The organism is Microbacterium sp. SLBN-154 (genome assembly GCF_006715565.1).
Taxonomy (GTDB): Bacteria; Actinomycetota; Actinomycetes; order Actinomycetales; family Microbacteriaceae; genus Microbacterium.
Window position 1 is genome coordinate 1,837,615 of the sequence record NZ_VFNL01000001.1, and the last position, 15,724, is coordinate 1,853,338.

Here is a 15,724-nt window from a genome sequence, read left to right on the forward strand (position 1 = left end):
CCGTGAGGAGGATCGCATGACCGCTCGTGAAGCGGCCGACGAACCCGGCTTCGTCGCCGACCTCCTGTTCACCGACGGGCTCCCGCAGATGGACGATGAAGTGGGCTACCGCGGCGCGGTCGCCGCCCGCGCCGCAGGGATCACCTACCGGCAGCTGGATTACTGGGCCCGCACGCAACTGGTCGAACCGACCGTGCGAGGAGCGAACGGCTCCGGCTCGCAACGGCTGTACGGCTTCCGCGACATCCTGGTCCTCAAACTCGTCAAACGACTGCTCGACACCGGAATCTCGCTCCAGCAGATCCGCACCGCCGTGGAGCAGCTTCGTGCCGCCGGCATCCGCGACCTCGCCGGCACCACCCTCATGAGCGATGGTGCCTCGGTCTACCTCTGCACCTCGAACGACGAGGTCATCGACCTGGTCAGCCGTGGGCAGGGTGTGTTCGGCATCGCCGTGGGCAAGGTCCTGCGCGAGGTCGAGTCGACTCTCGTGGAGTTCGACCCGCAGGCTCCCGACCCCGTCGACGAGCTCGCTGCACGTCGCACCGCGCGCTCGGCCTAAGCCCGACGCTCGTCGGCCTCGCCGACGCCGGCGGACGCGGCGGATCAGACGCGGGTCTCGCCCGGAGTGGGGATGCGACCGGTGCGGATGACCCGGTCCAGCAGCGCGTCGAAGTCGGCGGCGAGCTCCTGCGCGGAGTCTCCCGGCCAGATGTGGAGCGGCTTCGCGGCGCCCTGAGCCTGCTGGAGCGACGTCCGCTCGGGAAGCTGCGGGCTCAGCACGAGCGGACCGAACATGTCGCGCAGCTCCTTGATCCGGAACTGGTGCTCGATCGACTGGGGACGCACGCGGTTCACCACGAGGCCGAGCGGCTGCAGCCGGGGGGAGAGGCCGCGACGGATCTCCTCGATGGCGCGCAGCGCGCGGTCGGCGGCCGCGACGGAGAACAGACCGGGCTCGGTGACGACGATGACACGGTCGCTCGCAGCCCACGCGGTGCGCGTGAGGGCGTTGAGGGAGGGTGCGCAGTCGATGAGGACGAGATCGTAATCGGCCTCGATCGTGGCGAGGGCCTCCTCGAGCTTCCACACGTCGCGAACGCTCGGGTGCGGACCGTCGAAGTTGATCGCGGACGGGCTCCCGATCATCACGTCGATCGTCCCGGGGTGCACCTTCGCCCAGCCGGAGGAGGTGATCGCCTGACGGACGACCTTCTCCTTGGGATTGGCCAGGACATCGGCGATGTTGAGGCGACCGGCGACCTGGATGTCCATCCCCGTCGACACGTCGGACTGCGGGTCCAGGTCGACGACCAACGTCCGGACGCCGCGCGCGAAAGCGGCGGAAGCGAGTCCGAGCGTCACGGTCGTCTTGCCGACCCCGCCCTTGAGCGAGCTGACGGAGAGTACGTGCACGAGGCACTACGTTACCGTCCCCTAGGCTGAGAGCACACTCAGCCCAGACCACACGGCCCAACCGCGAGGTGTGCATGTTCGAGAAGATCCTGGTCGCCAATCGCGGTGAAATCGCGATCCGCGCCTTCCGCGCCGCGTATGAGCTGGGAGCCCGCACGGTCGCGGTCTTCCCCTTCGAAGATCGCGGATCGCTGCATCGGCAGAAGGCCGACGAGTCGTATGTGATCGGCGAAGCGGGTCATCCGGTGCGCGCCTATCTCGACGTCGACGAGATCATCCGGGTCGCCCTCGAGTCCGGCGCCGACGCCATCTACCCGGGCTACGGATTCCTGTCGGAGAACCCCGAGCTCGCCTCCCGGGCCGCCGAGAACGGCATCACCTTCATCGGACCTCCCGCCCGGGCGCTCGCGATGGCGGGGAACAAGGTGACCGCGAAGGAGCACGCCATCGCCGCGGGTGTTCCGGTGCTGCGCTCGACCGAGGCCTCCGACGACGTCGACGCCCTCGTCGCGGCGGCCCCCGACATCGGGTTCCCGATCTTCGTCAAGGCCGTCGCCGGCGGCGGCGGTCGCGGCATGCGCCGCGTGGAGACGCCGGGAGAGCTGCCGCCCGCGATCGCCGAGGCGATGCGCGAGGCGGGTGCGGCCTTCGGCGACCCGCGCGTGTTCCTCGAGCAGGCTGTCGTCCGGCCTCGGCACATCGAGGTGCAGATCCTCGCCGATGCCACGGGCAACACTGTTCACCTCTTCGAGCGCGACTGCTCGGTGCAGCGCCGCCATCAGAAGGTCATCGAGATCGCGCCCGCCCCCAACCTCGACGACGAGCTGCGTCAGCGCATCCACCGCGACGCGGTCGCCTTCGCCGAGTCGATCGGGTACGTCAACGCCGGCACCGTCGAGTTCCTCGTCGACACGGCGGGCGAGCGCGCGGGTCAGCACGTCTTCATCGAGATGAACCCCCGCATCCAGGTCGAGCACACCGTCACCGAGGAAGTGACCGACGTCGACCTCGTCCAGTCGCAGATGCGCATCGCGGCGGGGGAGAGCCTCGACGACCTCGGACTGTCGCAGGACCGGATCGTGCTCCGCGGCGCCGCTCTGCAGTGCCGCATCACCACGGAGGACCCCGCGCAGGGATTCCGGCCCGACACCGGCCGCATCACCACCTATCGCTCGCCCGGCGGCGCCGGCATCCGCCTCGACGGCGGGACGACGGCCGCGGGCTCGCAGATCAGTCCCCACTTCGACTCGATGCTCGCCAAGCTCACCTGTCGAGGACGTGACTACCCGGCCGCCGTCGCCCGGGCCAAGCGCGCGCTGGCGGAGTTCCGCATCCGCGGCGTCGCGACCAACATCCCGTTCCTTCGTGCCGTCCTGGACGATCCCTCCTTCGTCGAGGGAGACCTCAGCACCGCGTTCATCGAAGAGCGCCCGCGCCTGCTCACCAGCCACCCGTCGCGCGACCGAGCGACCAAGCTGCTGAACTGGCTGGCCGATGTCACCGTGAACCGCCCCTACGGCGAGAAGCCGGTCTCGGTGTCGCCCGGCAGCAAGCTCCCGGACATCGACCTCCTCGCCCCGGCCCCTGAGGGGAACCTCCAGCGACTGCGGGAGCTCGGTCCCGCCGGTTTCGCCCGCGCGCTCCGGGAGCAGACGCCGCTGGCGGTGACCGAGACCACCTACCGCGACGCCCACCAGTCGCTTCTCGCCACCCGGGTGCGCACGCGCGACCTGGTCCGCTGCGCGCCGCACGTGGCGCGGATGACCCCCGAGCTGCTGTCCATCGAGGCCTGGGGCGGTGCGACCTACGACGTGGCGCTGCGGTTCCTCGCCGAAGACCCCTGGGAGCGGCTCGCAGCCATCCGCGACGCCGTTCCCAACATCCCCATCCAGATGCTGCTGCGCGGCCGGAACACCGTCGGCTACACACCCAGACCGGTCGAGGTCACCGACGCCTTCGTCCGTGAAGCCGCGTCGACGGGCGTCGACATCTTCCGCATCTTCGACGCCCTCAACGACGTGGATCAGATGGTCCCCGCCATCCGCTCGGTCCTCGAGACCGGCACTGCCGTCGCCGAGGTCGCCGTCTGCTACACCGGCGACCTCCTCGATCCGGCCGAGCAGCTGTACACGCTGGACTACTACCTGCGCCTGGCCGAGCAGATCGTCGCGTCGGGGGCTCACATCCTCGCGATCAAGGACATGGCGGGACTCCTGCGTCCCGCCGCGGCCGCACGTCTGGTCGCGGCCCTGCGCGAGGGCTTCGACCTCCCGGTGCACCTGCACACGCACGACACCGCAGGCGGCCAGCTGGCGACTCTCCTCGCCGCGAGCGCCGCGGGTGTCGACGCCGTCGACGCCGCAGCGGCCCCGCTGGCCGGCACGACCAGTCAGCCGTCGCTGTCCGCGCTGGTCGCGGCCCTCGCGCACACCGACCGCGACACCGGGATCGACCTGCAGGCGGTGAGCGATCTCGAACCCTACTGGGAGGGCGTGCGGCACCTGTACCGTCCGTTCGAGTCGGGACTGGACGGTCCCACCGGCCGGGTGTATCACCACGAGATCCCGGGTGGTCAGCTCTCGAACCTCCGCCAGCAGGCGATCGCGCTGGGCCTCGCCGACGATTTCGAACTCATCGAGAACATGTACGCCGCCGCCGACCGCATCCTCGGACGTATCCCGAAGGTGACGCCCTCGTCGAAGGTGGTCGGCGATCTCGCCCTGGCCCTGGTCGCGGCCAAGGCCGATCCGGCCGACTTCGCCGAGAATCCGCAGAACTACGACATCCCCGACTCCGTCGTCGGGTTCATGGCCGGTGAGCTGGGCGACCTTCCCGGCGGCTGGCCCGAGCCCTTCCGCACGAAGGTGCTGGCCGGTCGCACGGTGTCCATCGAGATCCCGCCGCTCACATCCGAGGCGAAGGAAGGGCTCGACGGCGACGCCGCCTCCCGGCGCCGGACCCTCAATCGCCTGCTCTTCCCCGGTCCCGCGCGCGAGTTCGAGAAGGCGCGCGAGGCGTACGGCGACCTCTCGAGCCTCGGCACCCCCGACTATCTGTACGGACTCAAGCCGGGCGAGGAGCACGTCGCGGAGATCGATCCGGGCGTGCAGCTCTACGTGGGGCTCGAGGCCATCGGCGAAGCTGACGCCAAAGGCATGCGCACGGTCATGACCACGCTGAACGGACAGCTCCGCCCCGTCTACGTGCGGGACCGCAGCATCAGCGTCGAGACCCGTCAGGCCGAGCGGGCCGACACGTCTCGACCCGGACAGGTCGCCGCGCCGTTCGCAGGCGTCGTCACCGTCAAGACCGAGGTCGGCGCCACCGTGACCGCGGGAGCGCCCATCGCCTCGATCGAGGCGATGAAGATGGAGGCGGCGATCACCGCCCCCGTCGACGGCGTCGTCGAGCGCATCGCGATCGCCGCGACCGCCCAGGTCGAGGCGGGCGACCTTTTGGTCGTCATCCGTCCCGCGCACTAGCCTGGAATGGCGCCTCACCGTGAGTGCGCAGTGATGTGCCTGTTCCAGGAGACCCGCAGTGACGCCCGACGCCTTCGATGAAACGCCCGAGGACGACGATGAGAACGGCGTCCTCCCCGACACCGTGAGCATCGATACGACCGCTCTGGGAGTGCTGAGCGGCCAGACCGCCCAAGTCAGTGTCATCCTCCCTTCCTCGACCGACGATGACGCCCTCGACGACGAGGACGTCGTCGGCGATGAGATGCCGCCGGCCACCGACGACGCGGAGACCCCCGAGCGCGGGGCTCCGGGCGCCGCGGACACGGGCTCGCCGGTGAGCGGGCCGGTCGCCATCGAGCCCCCGGCCGAGACCGCCGAGGCCGAGATCGTCGAGGACGACGCTCACCCTGAGCACGCCGTCGACGACAGCGACGCCCCTCACCCTGATCACGTGGACGCCGAGATCGTCGAGGACGCGCTCGTGCCCGACACCGCGGTCGTCGCCGCCGTGGACGAGCCCCGTGAGGAGACGCCAGCGTCCGATCCGGTCCCCGCCACCACGGCGTCATCGGACGTCGTATCGACCCCGACGAGTGCCGCGCCCGCGTCGGGCATCAGCGCGCGGACCACGCGCACCGGTTCCGTCCCCGCGACGCGGTGGGAGCTGCAGCACCCCGATCAGCCCGAGCGCCCGCAGCGCGCCCGTTCCGCCGAGCGCGTGACGACGCGCAACGAGGTCGCCCTGTCTTCGAAGCGGCTCGGCGAGTTCGAGGGAGGCCGGGAGACCGCCGACCTCCTCACCGCCGACCGGCTGCTCGATCAGCGCCACCTCGTCCGGGCCGAGCCCGAAGGAGTATGGCGCCACCTGGTCTATTCACTGACCGGCCGGCGGGTGAACCTCGGAGACAGCAAGCGCGCGCGAGCCCGCAAGGAGCTCGACCGTCGCATCGGCGCGCCCCTCACCGGCGGGGCACGCTTCGTTCCCGTCCTGTCGAGGAAGGGCGGTGTCGGCAAGACCACCGTCACCACGCTTCTCGGGATGGCGCTGGCCGACGCCCGCGACGATCGCGTCATCGCCGTGGACGCCAACCCCGACCGGGGGACGCTGGCCGAGCGCATCGCCAGAGCCAACGGCAAGACGGTCCGCGACCTCGCGCGTGCCCGTGCGGAGGTCAGCGGATACAACGACATCTCGCAGATCGTCGCGCGCGACGAGACCCGACTGGACGTCCTCGCCTCCGACGCCGACCCGCGGGTGTCCGAAGCCTTCAGCGACCGCGACTACCACGACGTCGCCACGCTCGCGGCGCACTACTACTCGATCGTGCTGACCGACACCGGGACCGGGATCGTCCACTCGGTGATGGGCGCCACGCTCGAGCTGGCCGACCAGCTCGTCGTCGTGGCCGGCCTGAGCGTCGACGAGGCGCGCCTGGCATCGGAGACCCTGACGTGGCTGGAGACCAACGGGTATGCCGAGCACGTGAAGAACGCCGTGGTCGTGCTGAACAACTCCCGCCCCGGTCCGCCCGTCGTGCGCCCCGACGAGCTGGAGATCCACTTCCGAAGCCGCGTCCGCGCCGTGGTCAGGATGCCCTTCGACCCGCAGATCGCCGCGGGGAGCGCCATCACGTTCCGCGACCTCCAGCCGGCCACGCGCCTCGCAGCGCGCGAGCTGGCGGCGACCGTCGTCGAGGGGCTGCGGACCCTCGCCCCGGCCGCGTGAGCGCGATCCGATGACGGTTCGGCCCATCCGCCTCTTCGGCGACCCGGTGCTGCGCGCCCCGAGCGCACCCATCACCACGATCGACGACGGCGTCCGCGCCCTCGTGCAGGATCTGCTCGACACCGTCGAGCTGCCCGGGCGCGCGGGCGTCGCCGCACCGCAGATCGGCGTGCCGCTGCGGGCGTTCAGCTACAACATCGACGGCGACATCGGGTACATCCTCAACCCCGTCCTCGAAGAGGTCTCGGGCGAGCCTGTGCCCACGGGGGAGGGATGCCTGTCGGTTCCCGGTCTCTGGCACGACGCGCTGCGTCATCCCTACGCGCGGGTCCGCGGTATCGACCTCGACGGAGCGGAGCTCGTCATCGAGGGCGAAGGCCTTCTCGCTCAGGCGCTCCAGCACGAGACCGACCACCTCGACGGCATGCTCTATCTGTCGCGGCTGCGCCCCGAGGATCGCAAGACCGCGATGCGCGAGGTGCGCGAGTCCGACTGGTTCTGACACGAGCCGGGTCGATGCCGTGAAGCGGCGTCGACCCGGCTCGTGTCAGCCGTCCGGTCAGGGAATCGAGACGTTCGTGGTGTTGACCGGCGCAGCGTAGATCTCGTCGATCTCCGCGGCGAAGTCGTTCACGATCGTGTGCCGCTTGATGCTCATCTTCGGGGTGAGGTGGCCGCTGGCCTCGGTCCACTCCGACGGAAGGATCGTGAACTTGCGGATGGATTCCGCGCGGGAGACCGTCGTGTTGGCGTTGTCGACGGCGCGCTGGACCTCGGCGCGGACCTTCTCGTTCTTCGCCGCGTCGGCCAGCGACATGTCGCCCGGCAGCCCGTTGTTGGCAAGCCACGTCGGCAGCATCTCGGGGTCGAGCGTGACCAGGGCCGAGATGAACGGCTTCTGATCGCCCACGACCACCACCTGGCCGACGATCGGGTTGGCGCGGATCGGATCCTCCAGCGCCGCGGGAGCGACGTTCTTGCCGCCGGCGGTGACGATGATCTCCTTCTTGCGTCCCGTGATCTTCAGGAAACCCTCGGCGTCGAACGAGCCGATGTCGCCGGTCTTGAACCAGTCGCCGTCGAACGCCGCCGCGGTGGCCTCGGGGTTGCGCCAGTACTCTTTGAAGACGTTGATGCCGCGCACCTCGATCTCGCCGTCGTCGGCGAGCCGCACACTGACCCCGGGAAGTGCCGGACCGACCGTGCCGATCTTCGACTTGGTGGCGAGGTTCACCGTGGCCGGCGCGGTGGTCTCGGTCAGGCCGTAGCCCTCGAGGATCACGACACCCAGGCTGTGGAAGAAGTGTCCGAGACGCTCGCCCAGGGGCGCGGAGCCCGACACCGCGTAGGTCACCCGTCCGCCCATCGCCGCGCGGAGCTTGCTGTAGACCAGGCGGTCGAACAGGCGGAATTTCAGGCGCAGGCCCAGCGGGATCTTCTTGCCGTCCTGCAGCAGGGCGGAGTGCTCGATCGCCGCGTGGGCGGCCGCGCGGAAGATCCTCCCCTTGCCGCCGGCCTCGGCCTTCTGCTCGGCGGAGTTGTAGACCTTCTCGAACACCCGCGGCACCGCCAGCAGGAACGTCGGCTGGAAGGACCCGAGCGCGGGCAGCAGCTGCTTGGTGTCGGGCTGGTGCCCGGTCTTCACGCCCGCGTGGACGTTGAGGATCGAGATGAACCGGGCGAAGACGTGGGCCGTGGTGATGAACAGCAGAGTGGATGCTCCGGGGGTCTGCACCACCTCGTTCAACGCGACCGCCGAGTTCCGTGCCAGCTCGACGAAGTTGCTGTGGGTGAGGACGCAACCCTTCGGGCGGCCCGTCGACCCGGACGTGTAGATGAGGGTGGCGATGTCGGCGCCGACCGCGAGGTTGCGACGACGTTCGATCTCGTCCTCGGTGACGTCCTTGCCCTGGGCGACGAGGGTGTCCAGATCGCCGGACTGCATCTGCCAGACCGAGCGGACGAGCGGGAGCTCTGCCCTGACCTCCGCGACGCGGCCCGCGTGCTCGGCGGATTCGGCGATCACGGCCACGGCGCCGGAGTCGGCGAGGATCCAGGAGATCTGCGCCGCGGAGCTCGTCTCGTAGATCGGCACCATGACGGCCCCGGCGAAGAAGATCGCGAAGTCGACGAGGGTCCAGTCGTAGGTCGTGCGAGCGATGAAGGCGACCTTGTCGCCGGGCTCCACGCCGGCGGCCACGAGGCCCTTGGCCAGGGCGACGACCTGGGACTGGAACTGGGCGCCCGTGATGTCGCGCCAGCCGTCTCCTTCGGGGACGGCGAACAGCGGGCGCTCGGGGGTCGCCTTGACGCGCTCCACGAGGAGGTCGCTGATGTTGGCTTGGGGGTCGGCGGGGACCACGGCCGGAACATCGAATTGGATCACGGCAACTCCTTCGGTACCGATTGGGTCGGATGTCCTCAGATTCTAGTCGAGGCATATCCGGCCACGCAGTCCGCGGGGCCGCGACTAGACTCGATCCGCCTCCTCGGGCGGGGCCCAGGACGGAAGGGATGCGCGTGCTCACAGTCGGGATCGACATCGGTGGGACGAAGATCGCCGGCGGTGTCGTCGATCAGCAGGGCCGCATCCTCGACAAGGGACGGGTGGACACGCCCACCGATACCGCCGAGCTCGCTGCCGCCGTCGTCGGGATGGCCCGGTCCTACATCGATCGCTACGACGCGGTCGCCGTCGGCGTCGCCGCGGCGGGCTTCATCGACAAGGCGCAGGCCACCGTCATCCACGCTCCCAACATCGCGTGGCGCAACGAACCCCTCAAGGCGGTGCTCGAGGCCGGGATCGGCCGACCGGTCACCATCGAGAACGACGCCAACGCCGCCGGATGGGCGGAGTTCCGCTTCGGCGCGGGCGCCGCGGTCGACGACATGGTGATGCTGACCATGGGAACGGGCGTCGGGGGAGCGGTCATCATCGGTGGCCGGATGTTCCACGGCGGTCACGGAATCGCCGGCGAGCTCGGCCATATCCGCTTCACCCGCAACGGTCTGCCGTGTGGGTGCGGCCAGAACGGGTGCCTCGAACAGTACGCCTCGGGTCGTGCGCTGCAGCGCGAGGCGAACACCATCGCCGATTCCGGCGGCATCGGGGAGGCTCTCGCCGAGGCGCGCGCCTCGCACGGCACACTCACCGGTCACGCGATCTCCGACCTGATCCTGGCCGGAGACCCCGGCGCGCTCGAGGCGCTGCGGCGGGTCGCCACGGCCCTCGGCGAGGCCTGCGGCGGCTTCCAAGCCGTCCTCGATCCCGAGCTCTTCGTCATCGGCGGGGGAGTGGCTCAGCTCGGCGACATCCTTCTCGAGCCTGTGCGTCTGGCCTACGAGACGTCGCTCCCGGGGTACGGCGAACGACCCGTGGCGGATTTCGCGATCGCCCGACTCGGCAACGACGCCGGACTCATCGGCGTCGCCGACCTCGCCGGCCGGGAGGCATGAGCGTCGATGTTCTACTGGCTGATGAAGTACGTGGTCATCGGACCCATCCTCAAGGCCATCTTCCGGCCCTGGGTCGTCGGTCGGCGCAACGTGCCGGCGGATGGTGCCGCGATCCTCGCGAGCAACCACCTGTCGTTCGCGGACTCGATCTTCCTGCCGCTCATGATCGACCGGCCGGTGTCGTTCCTGGCCAAGAGCGACTACTTCACGGGCAGGGGTGTGAAGGGCTGGGCGACCCGCGTCTTCTTCAAGGCCACCGGGCAGCTCCCGATCGACAGATCCGGCGGCAAGGCCTCCGAGGCATCGCTGAACACCGGCCTCCAGGTCCTCGGCCGAGGCGACCTGCTCGGGATCTATCCCGAGGGCACGCGCAGCCCTGACGGCAAGCTGTACCGCGGTCGCACCGGCATCGCGCGGATGGCGCTGGAGGCGCGCGTCCCCGTCGTCCCCGTCGTGATGGTCGACACCGACACGATGATGCCCATCGGCACACGCGTCCCGCGCGTCGCGCGCGTCGGCGTCGTCATCGGCGAGCCGCTGGACTTCTCGCGCTTCGCGGGAATGGAGGGCGACCGGTACATCCTGCGTTCGATCACCGACGAGATCATGGTGGCCCTCCAGCGACTCGGAGAGCAGGAGTACGAGGACGTCTACGCCTCGACCGTCAAGGACCGTCTCACACCCCGTGGGAAGGCCGCGTCACACCGCCGGCAGACGGCGTCGATCGGGTCTGCGGCGTCGCTAGACTGAGCGGATGCTCGCTCCCCTCGACGGTCTCGATCACTGGCGCTCCCTGCCCATCAAACAGCAGCCGCAGTGGTATGACCTCGACGCCGCCGCGGCGGCCTCCGCCGAGCTCGCGACCCTCCCGCCGCTCGTCTTCGCCGGCGAGGTCGACATGCTGCGCGACCGGCTCGGTCGCGCAGCGGCCGGACAGGCCTTCCTCCTCCAGGGAGGCGACTGCGCCGAGACCTTCGCGGGTGCGACCGCGGAGCAGATCCGCAACCGCATCAAGACGGTGCTGCAGATGGCGGTCGTGCTCACGTACGGCGCATCGATGCCGGTCGTGAAGATGGGCCGCATGGCAGGGCAGTTCGCCAAGCCCCGCTCGAGCGACACCGAGACCCGCGGCGAGGTGACGCTGCCGGCCTACCGCGGCGACATCGTCAACGGGTACGACTTCACCGAGGAGTCCCGCAAAGCCGACCCGGCACGGCTGCTGAAGGGGTACCACACCGCCGCGTCGACGATCAACCTCATCCGGGCCTTCACCCAGGGTGGCTTCGCCGATCTCCGCGAGGTGCACAGCTGGAATCAGGGATTCGCCAAGAACCCCGCCAACCAGCAGTACGAGCGTCTTGCGACCGAGATCGACCGGGCCATCAAGTTCATGGAGGCGGCCGGCGCCGACTTCGACGAACTCAAGCGCGTGGAGTTCTACACCGGGCACGAGGGTCTGCTCATGGACTACGAGCGCCCGATGACCCGCATCGATTCGCGCACCGGCACTCCCTACAACACCTCGGCGCACTTCGTCTGGATCGGGGAGCGCACGCGCGACCTCGACGGCGCACACATCGACTACTTCTCGCGCATCCGCAACCCCATCGGTGTGAAGCTCGGGCCCACCACGACGCCGGAGACGGCTCTCGCCCTCATCGACAAGCTCGATCCGGAGCGCGAGCCCGGCCGGCTGACGTTCATCACCCGCATGGGCGCCGGAAAGATCCGCGACGCGCTGCCGCCCCTCCTGGAGGCCGTCCGCGACTCCGGGGCGATGCCGCTGTGGGTCACCGATCCGATGCACGGCAACGGCATCACGACGCCCACGGGCTACAAGACGCGTCGGTTCGACGATGTCGTGGACGAAGTGCGCGGGTTCTTCGAGGCGCACCGCGCCGTCGGCACGTTCCCCGGCGGCATCCACGTGGAGCTCACCGGCGACGACGTGACCGAGTGCCTCGGCGGCTCCGAGATGATCGACGAGGCGACGCTCGCGACACGCTACGAGTCGCTGTGCGACCCGCGCCTGAACCACATGCAGAGCCTGGAACTGGCGTTCCTGGTGGCGGAGGAGCTCGAGACGCGCTGACCCGGCGGCATCGGTCGGTGCAGCATCGACCGGTCAAGACGCCGACCGTCGGCGGGCTCAGCCGGTGACGGTGAGCTGGATGTAGATCCGCGTGCCGCGCACGACGAATTCCCCGGCACCGGGGTCCATGCTGACCACCTCGGTCAGGGAGTCGGGGATCGCTGCGAAGAAGACCGCGTAGTCGACCTGGAATCCCGCATCCTCCAGGGCGGCGATGGCCCCGTCGCGGGTCTGCCCGACGACGTTCGGGATCTCGAAGAGGGGAGGCCCGGTGGAGACGATGAGGGTGACCGTGTCTCCGGGTTGCCACCAGCCGCCGCCCTCGCGGTCGGCGATGCCGATGACCTCGCCGGAGGCGTAGGTGTCGCTGCTCTGCTCGATGACCTGATCGGCGACCTGGAGCTGCACGCCGCCGAGTTCCGACCGAGCAGCGTCGACGGAGTCGCCCGACACGTCCGGCACGGGGCCGCGGGAGATGAACAGTGTCGCCTCGTCGGCCTGCCGCGCGGTGCAGCCTTCGCCGCAGTCGATGTCATCGCCGCCGGCGCGGGGGTGGATGCGCATGCCGACCACCGTGCCCTCCGGTGCGTCGGTGAAGAACTCCGCGTCTTCGCGCGTCGTGATGACGTTCTGCGCCAGGAGGTCGCGCACCTGTTCGGCGGGGAGGTCGACCACCCGACCGAGGGCGACCTCGGCGGGGCCGAGGGAGACGATGACGGTGACGAGCGCCTCCTTGTCCAGCCGCGTCCCCGGCGGGGGATCGGTCTCGATCACTAGACCCGTCTCCACGTCAACGCTGTACTCGCCGCGTTCCTCCGCTCGTAGAGACTCCGCTGCGAGCGTGGTCTGGGCTTCGGCGAAGGTGGCACCGCGGACATCCGGAACGGCCACGAGCGACCCGGGACCAGACCCGAACCACCAGCCCGTCCCCGCGGCGAGGGCTGCGAGGATCACGACCAGTGCGATCAGCCATCCACCCCGCACGGCACGACGGCGGGTCACCTGGCGCAGACGCGCGGCGTTGTCGGTGTCGCTGACGATGGCAGCGGGCCCGGTCACCGAGGCGGGCAGCACCTGGGTGAGCTCGCCCGAGGGGAGGCCGTCGTCATCGGGGATGCCACGACCGGCGGTCCTCGTGACCTGCGGCGCGACGCCCAGCTGCCGTTCGATCTCGCGCAGTCTGTCGAGCATCTCCCGCGCGTCGACCGGACGCTCATCGGGGTTCTTCTCGGTCGACCACAGGACGAGCTCGTCCAGCTGCTCGGGCACGCCGGGGTTCTTCGCGCTCGGGCGGGGCACGGAGTCGGTGGCGTGCTGGAAGGCGATCTGCATCGGCTGCTCGCCCTTGTAGGGCTGCTCGCCCACGAGCATCTCGTAGAGCATGATGCCGAGGGCGTAGATGTCGGATCGCGCGTCGGCGACCCCACGCGTGACCAGCTCGGGGGCGAGGTAGGCGATCGTGCCGAGGAGCTGAGCCCCGCTGGCGGTGTTCGCCGTCGCGGCACGCGCGAGTCCGAAATCGCCGATCTTGATGCGACCGTCCTCGGCGAGGAGCACGTTCTCGGGCTTGACGTCGCGATGGATGATGCCGGCGCGGTGCGCCGCGGCCAGGCCCGAGAGCACGGCGTCCATGATCGTGATGGTCTGCGGGATCGTCAGGCGGCGCTGCTCGCGCATCAGCTCGCGTAGCGTGATCCCCGGCAGGTACTCCATGACGAGGTAGGCCATGTCGCCGTCCTGGCCCTGGTCGAAGACGTTGACCACGTGCGGATCGGCGAGCCGCGCGGCGGCACGGGCCTCCTGGATGAAGCGGCTCTGGAAGACGGAGTCGTCGCTCAGGTGGCCGTGCATCACCTTCAGGGCGATGCGGCGCTCCAGCCTCAGGTCGGTGGCCACGTACACGGTCGCCATGCCACCGCGCGCGATGCGCGCGCGGACCCGGTATCGGCCGTCGACGAGACGTCCGATCAGCGGGTCGGCCTGCTGACTCGTGCTCACGGTCAGAGTCTACGGACGGCGGGGTGGGAGCCCGGGCAGCGGCTCACCCCGGCATCCACACGGATCACCCGTAGGTCGCGAGCCACGCGTAGGCGGGCGCCTCCCACTTCGCGTAACGATCCGGGAACGCTGAGATCTGCACGGCCTGCGCGGCGCCGGCGAAGGACATCGACTCCCAGCCGGGGATGTCGAGCAGACCACGGGTGCGTGACCCGTTGGGATCGGCGGGGCCCCCGAAGAACGCCGCGGTCGCCCGGACCGGGTCGCGGACCTCGTCGGCGCTTCCCCACCCTGTGCTGGGCCGCTGCTGGAACAGGCCCAGGGAATCCCGGTCGCCCCAGTCGAGGTTGCGCAGCCACGATTCGACCATCGCGGTCCCCAGCGCGATGGCGATACCGCGATCGGAGACGCCCCGTTCGCGCCCCACGGCGATGATGGTCCGCACATTGCCGATCTGCTCGTCGTCCAGCGTCACGGTCTCGGCCGCCGGGACGGGCGCAGGCGAGGGGGCGGCGGCCGGCGCCGGCGCGGTCGAGGACGGGATCGCGATCGCCTGGCCGGGGTAGATGATGGATGACGTCTGCAGGCTGTTCGCGTCAAGCACCGCCTGGGTGGACACCCCGTGACGGCGTGCGATCGCGCTGATCGTGTCGCCCGCCACGACGGTGTACGCCGTCGCCGCGGCGGGCGCCGCCGGAGCCGCGGGCGCGGCCGCAGCTGCGGGCGCGGCGGACGCTCCGGTCAGTCGGATCACCTGACCCGGATGGATGACGCTGCTCCAGCCCAGTCCGTTCAGAGCCAGCACGTCGGTCGTCCGCAGGCCGTGTCGGGCCGCGATCGCACTGATCGTGTCTCCGGGTTGGACCACGACGCTCTCCGGTCCGGCGCTGTGGGCGGGCAACACCACGGGTGCGCGACCCGTCGACGACGCGGCTTCGCCGAGCGAGGTCCGCCCCGCGCTTTCGCGGGCCAGGGGTGCGGCCTCGTCCGCAGAGGCGGCGGGTGCTGGCAGCATCGCGACCGCGAGGGCTCCCAGGGCGGTTGCGGGAAGGCCGAGGCGGGCCGTGGTGAGCCGGACGGTGCGTGAGCGAGACATGGCGGTCCTCCCTGCGGGGATTCTCCCCGCGAGCTACCGTGTCACGCGTGTAAACCACTGTCAACGGAAGTGACGGATGTGAAACATGAGGATGTCCTCATGTGTCCGAGATGAGATAGTTGCTGCGTGGCGGAGAAAGACGCACCTGTACCCACCGAGTGGCTCACCCTTCCCGAACTGGTCGAGGCGCTCGACCTTCCCCTCGGGCGCGTTCGTCGTCTGCTCGACGACCGCGCGCTCATCGGTTCTCGGCGACACGGGGCACTCTCGGTGCCGGCCGTGTTCATCGTCGACGGGAAGCCGCTGGGATCCCTGCGGGGGACGGTCATCGTGCTCGGCGATGCCGGCTTCAGCGACGACGAGGCCATCGACTGGCTGCTGAACCCGGAGGAGTCCATCGGCGTCGCGCCGATCGAGGCGCTGCGCGCCGGCCGCAAGAGCGAAGTGCGTCGGGTCGCTCAGACCCTCGCCTGAAC

The 15,724-nt window shown here is 70.0% G+C and carries 12 protein-coding genes; 8 read left to right on the top strand and 4 right to left on the bottom strand.

The window, feature by feature from the left end; all coding sequences use genetic code 11:
- Positions 1-16 precede the first annotated feature (16 nt).
- Positions 17-562: a MerR family transcriptional regulator gene (locus FBY40_RS08955; RefSeq protein WP_141938108.1), complete on the top strand. Its 546-nt coding sequence runs from the start codon at positions 17-19 to the stop codon at positions 560-562.
- Positions 563-606: 44 nt separating this feature from the next.
- Here FBY40_RS08955 and FBY40_RS08960 read toward each other — a convergent pair whose 3' ends face one another.
- Positions 607-1,416, bottom strand: a complete 810-nt coding sequence (locus tag FBY40_RS08960) for a ParA family protein (RefSeq protein ID WP_124292997.1) — start codon at positions 1,414-1,416, stop codon at positions 607-609.
- Between the two features lie 74 nt (positions 1,417-1,490).
- Between FBY40_RS08960 and FBY40_RS08965 the strand changes: the two genes are divergently transcribed.
- From FBY40_RS08965 to FBY40_RS08975, 3 genes are read left to right on the top strand one after another with little or no spacing between them, the layout of a single operon-like run.
- Positions 1,491-4,898, top strand: a complete 3,408-nt coding sequence (locus FBY40_RS08965) for a pyruvate carboxylase (protein ID WP_141938110.1) — start codon at positions 1,491-1,493, stop codon at positions 4,896-4,898.
- Between the two features lie 58 nt (positions 4,899-4,956).
- Positions 4,957-6,606 (top strand): MinD/ParA family ATP-binding protein, encoded by a 1,650-nt coding sequence (locus tag FBY40_RS08970; RefSeq protein WP_200829962.1) that lies wholly within the window; start codon positions 4,957-4,959, stop codon positions 6,604-6,606.
- Positions 6,607-6,616: 10 nt separating this feature from the next.
- Entirely contained in the window at positions 6,617-7,108 is a 492-nt protein-coding gene (locus FBY40_RS08975; protein ID WP_141938113.1) for a peptide deformylase, read from the top strand.
- A 57-nt stretch (positions 7,109-7,165) separates the two neighbouring features.
- Here the strand turns inward: FBY40_RS08975 and FBY40_RS08980 are convergent, their stop codons facing one another.
- Positions 7,166-8,992, bottom strand: a complete 1,827-nt coding sequence (locus FBY40_RS08980) for an AMP-dependent synthetase/ligase (protein ID WP_141938115.1) — start codon at positions 8,990-8,992, stop codon at positions 7,166-7,168.
- A 134-nt stretch (positions 8,993-9,126) separates the two neighbouring features.
- Here FBY40_RS08980 and FBY40_RS08985 point away from each other — a divergent pair, with 134 nt between their 5' ends.
- The 3 genes from FBY40_RS08985 to FBY40_RS08995 are packed head-to-tail and all read left to right on the top strand — an operon-like array spanning position 9,127 to position 12,154.
- Entirely contained in the window at positions 9,127-10,062 is a 936-nt protein-coding gene (locus FBY40_RS08985) for an ROK family glucokinase (protein WP_141940104.1), read from the top strand.
- 6 nt (positions 10,063-10,068) lie between these two features.
- Positions 10,069-10,812: a lysophospholipid acyltransferase family protein gene (locus FBY40_RS08990; protein ID WP_141938117.1), complete on the top strand. Its 744-nt coding sequence runs from the start codon at positions 10,069-10,071 to the stop codon at positions 10,810-10,812.
- 4 nt (positions 10,813-10,816) lie between these two features.
- Entirely contained in the window at positions 10,817-12,154 is a 1,338-nt protein-coding gene (locus tag FBY40_RS08995) for a class II 3-deoxy-7-phosphoheptulonate synthase (protein ID WP_141938119.1), read from the top strand.
- 57 nt (positions 12,155-12,211) lie between these two features.
- Here the strand turns inward: FBY40_RS08995 and pknB are convergent, their stop codons facing one another.
- Positions 12,212-14,152 carry a Stk1 family PASTA domain-containing Ser/Thr kinase gene (gene pknB, locus FBY40_RS09000; RefSeq protein WP_141938121.1) on the bottom strand — a complete coding sequence of 647 codons (1,941 nt, stop codon included), beginning with the start codon at positions 14,150-14,152 and terminating at the stop codon, positions 12,212-12,214.
- Positions 14,153-14,216: 64 nt separating this feature from the next.
- Positions 14,217-15,248 (bottom strand): lytic transglycosylase, encoded by a 1,032-nt coding sequence (locus FBY40_RS09005; protein WP_141938124.1) that lies wholly within the window; start codon positions 15,246-15,248, stop codon positions 14,217-14,219.
- 126 nt (positions 15,249-15,374) lie between these two features.
- Here FBY40_RS09005 and FBY40_RS09010 point away from each other — a divergent pair, with 126 nt between their 5' ends.
- Positions 15,375-15,722 (top strand): Rv2175c family DNA-binding protein, encoded by a 348-nt coding sequence (locus FBY40_RS09010; protein ID WP_124293005.1) that lies wholly within the window; start codon positions 15,375-15,377, stop codon positions 15,720-15,722.
- Positions 15,723-15,724: the final 2 nt, after the last annotated feature.

Coding starts and splice junctions, on each gene's coding strand:
- FBY40_RS08955 (WP_141938108.1), top strand. CDS start 17: ATGACCGCTCGTGAAGCGGCCGACGAACCCGGCTTCGTCGCCGACCTC.
- FBY40_RS08965 (WP_141938110.1), top strand. CDS start 1,491: ATGTTCGAGAAGATCCTGGTCGCCAATCGCGGTGAAATCGCGATCCGC.
- FBY40_RS08975 (WP_141938113.1), top strand. CDS start 6,617: ATGACGGTTCGGCCCATCCGCCTCTTCGGCGACCCGGTGCTGCGCGCC.
- FBY40_RS08990 (WP_141938117.1), top strand. CDS start 10,069: ATGTTCTACTGGCTGATGAAGTACGTGGTCATCGGACCCATCCTCAAG.
- FBY40_RS08995 (WP_141938119.1), top strand. CDS start 10,817: ATGCTCGCTCCCCTCGACGGTCTCGATCACTGGCGCTCCCTGCCCATC.
- FBY40_RS09005 (WP_141938124.1), bottom strand. CDS start 15,248: ATGTCTCGCTCACGCACCGTCCGGCTCACCACGGCCCGCCTCGGCCTT.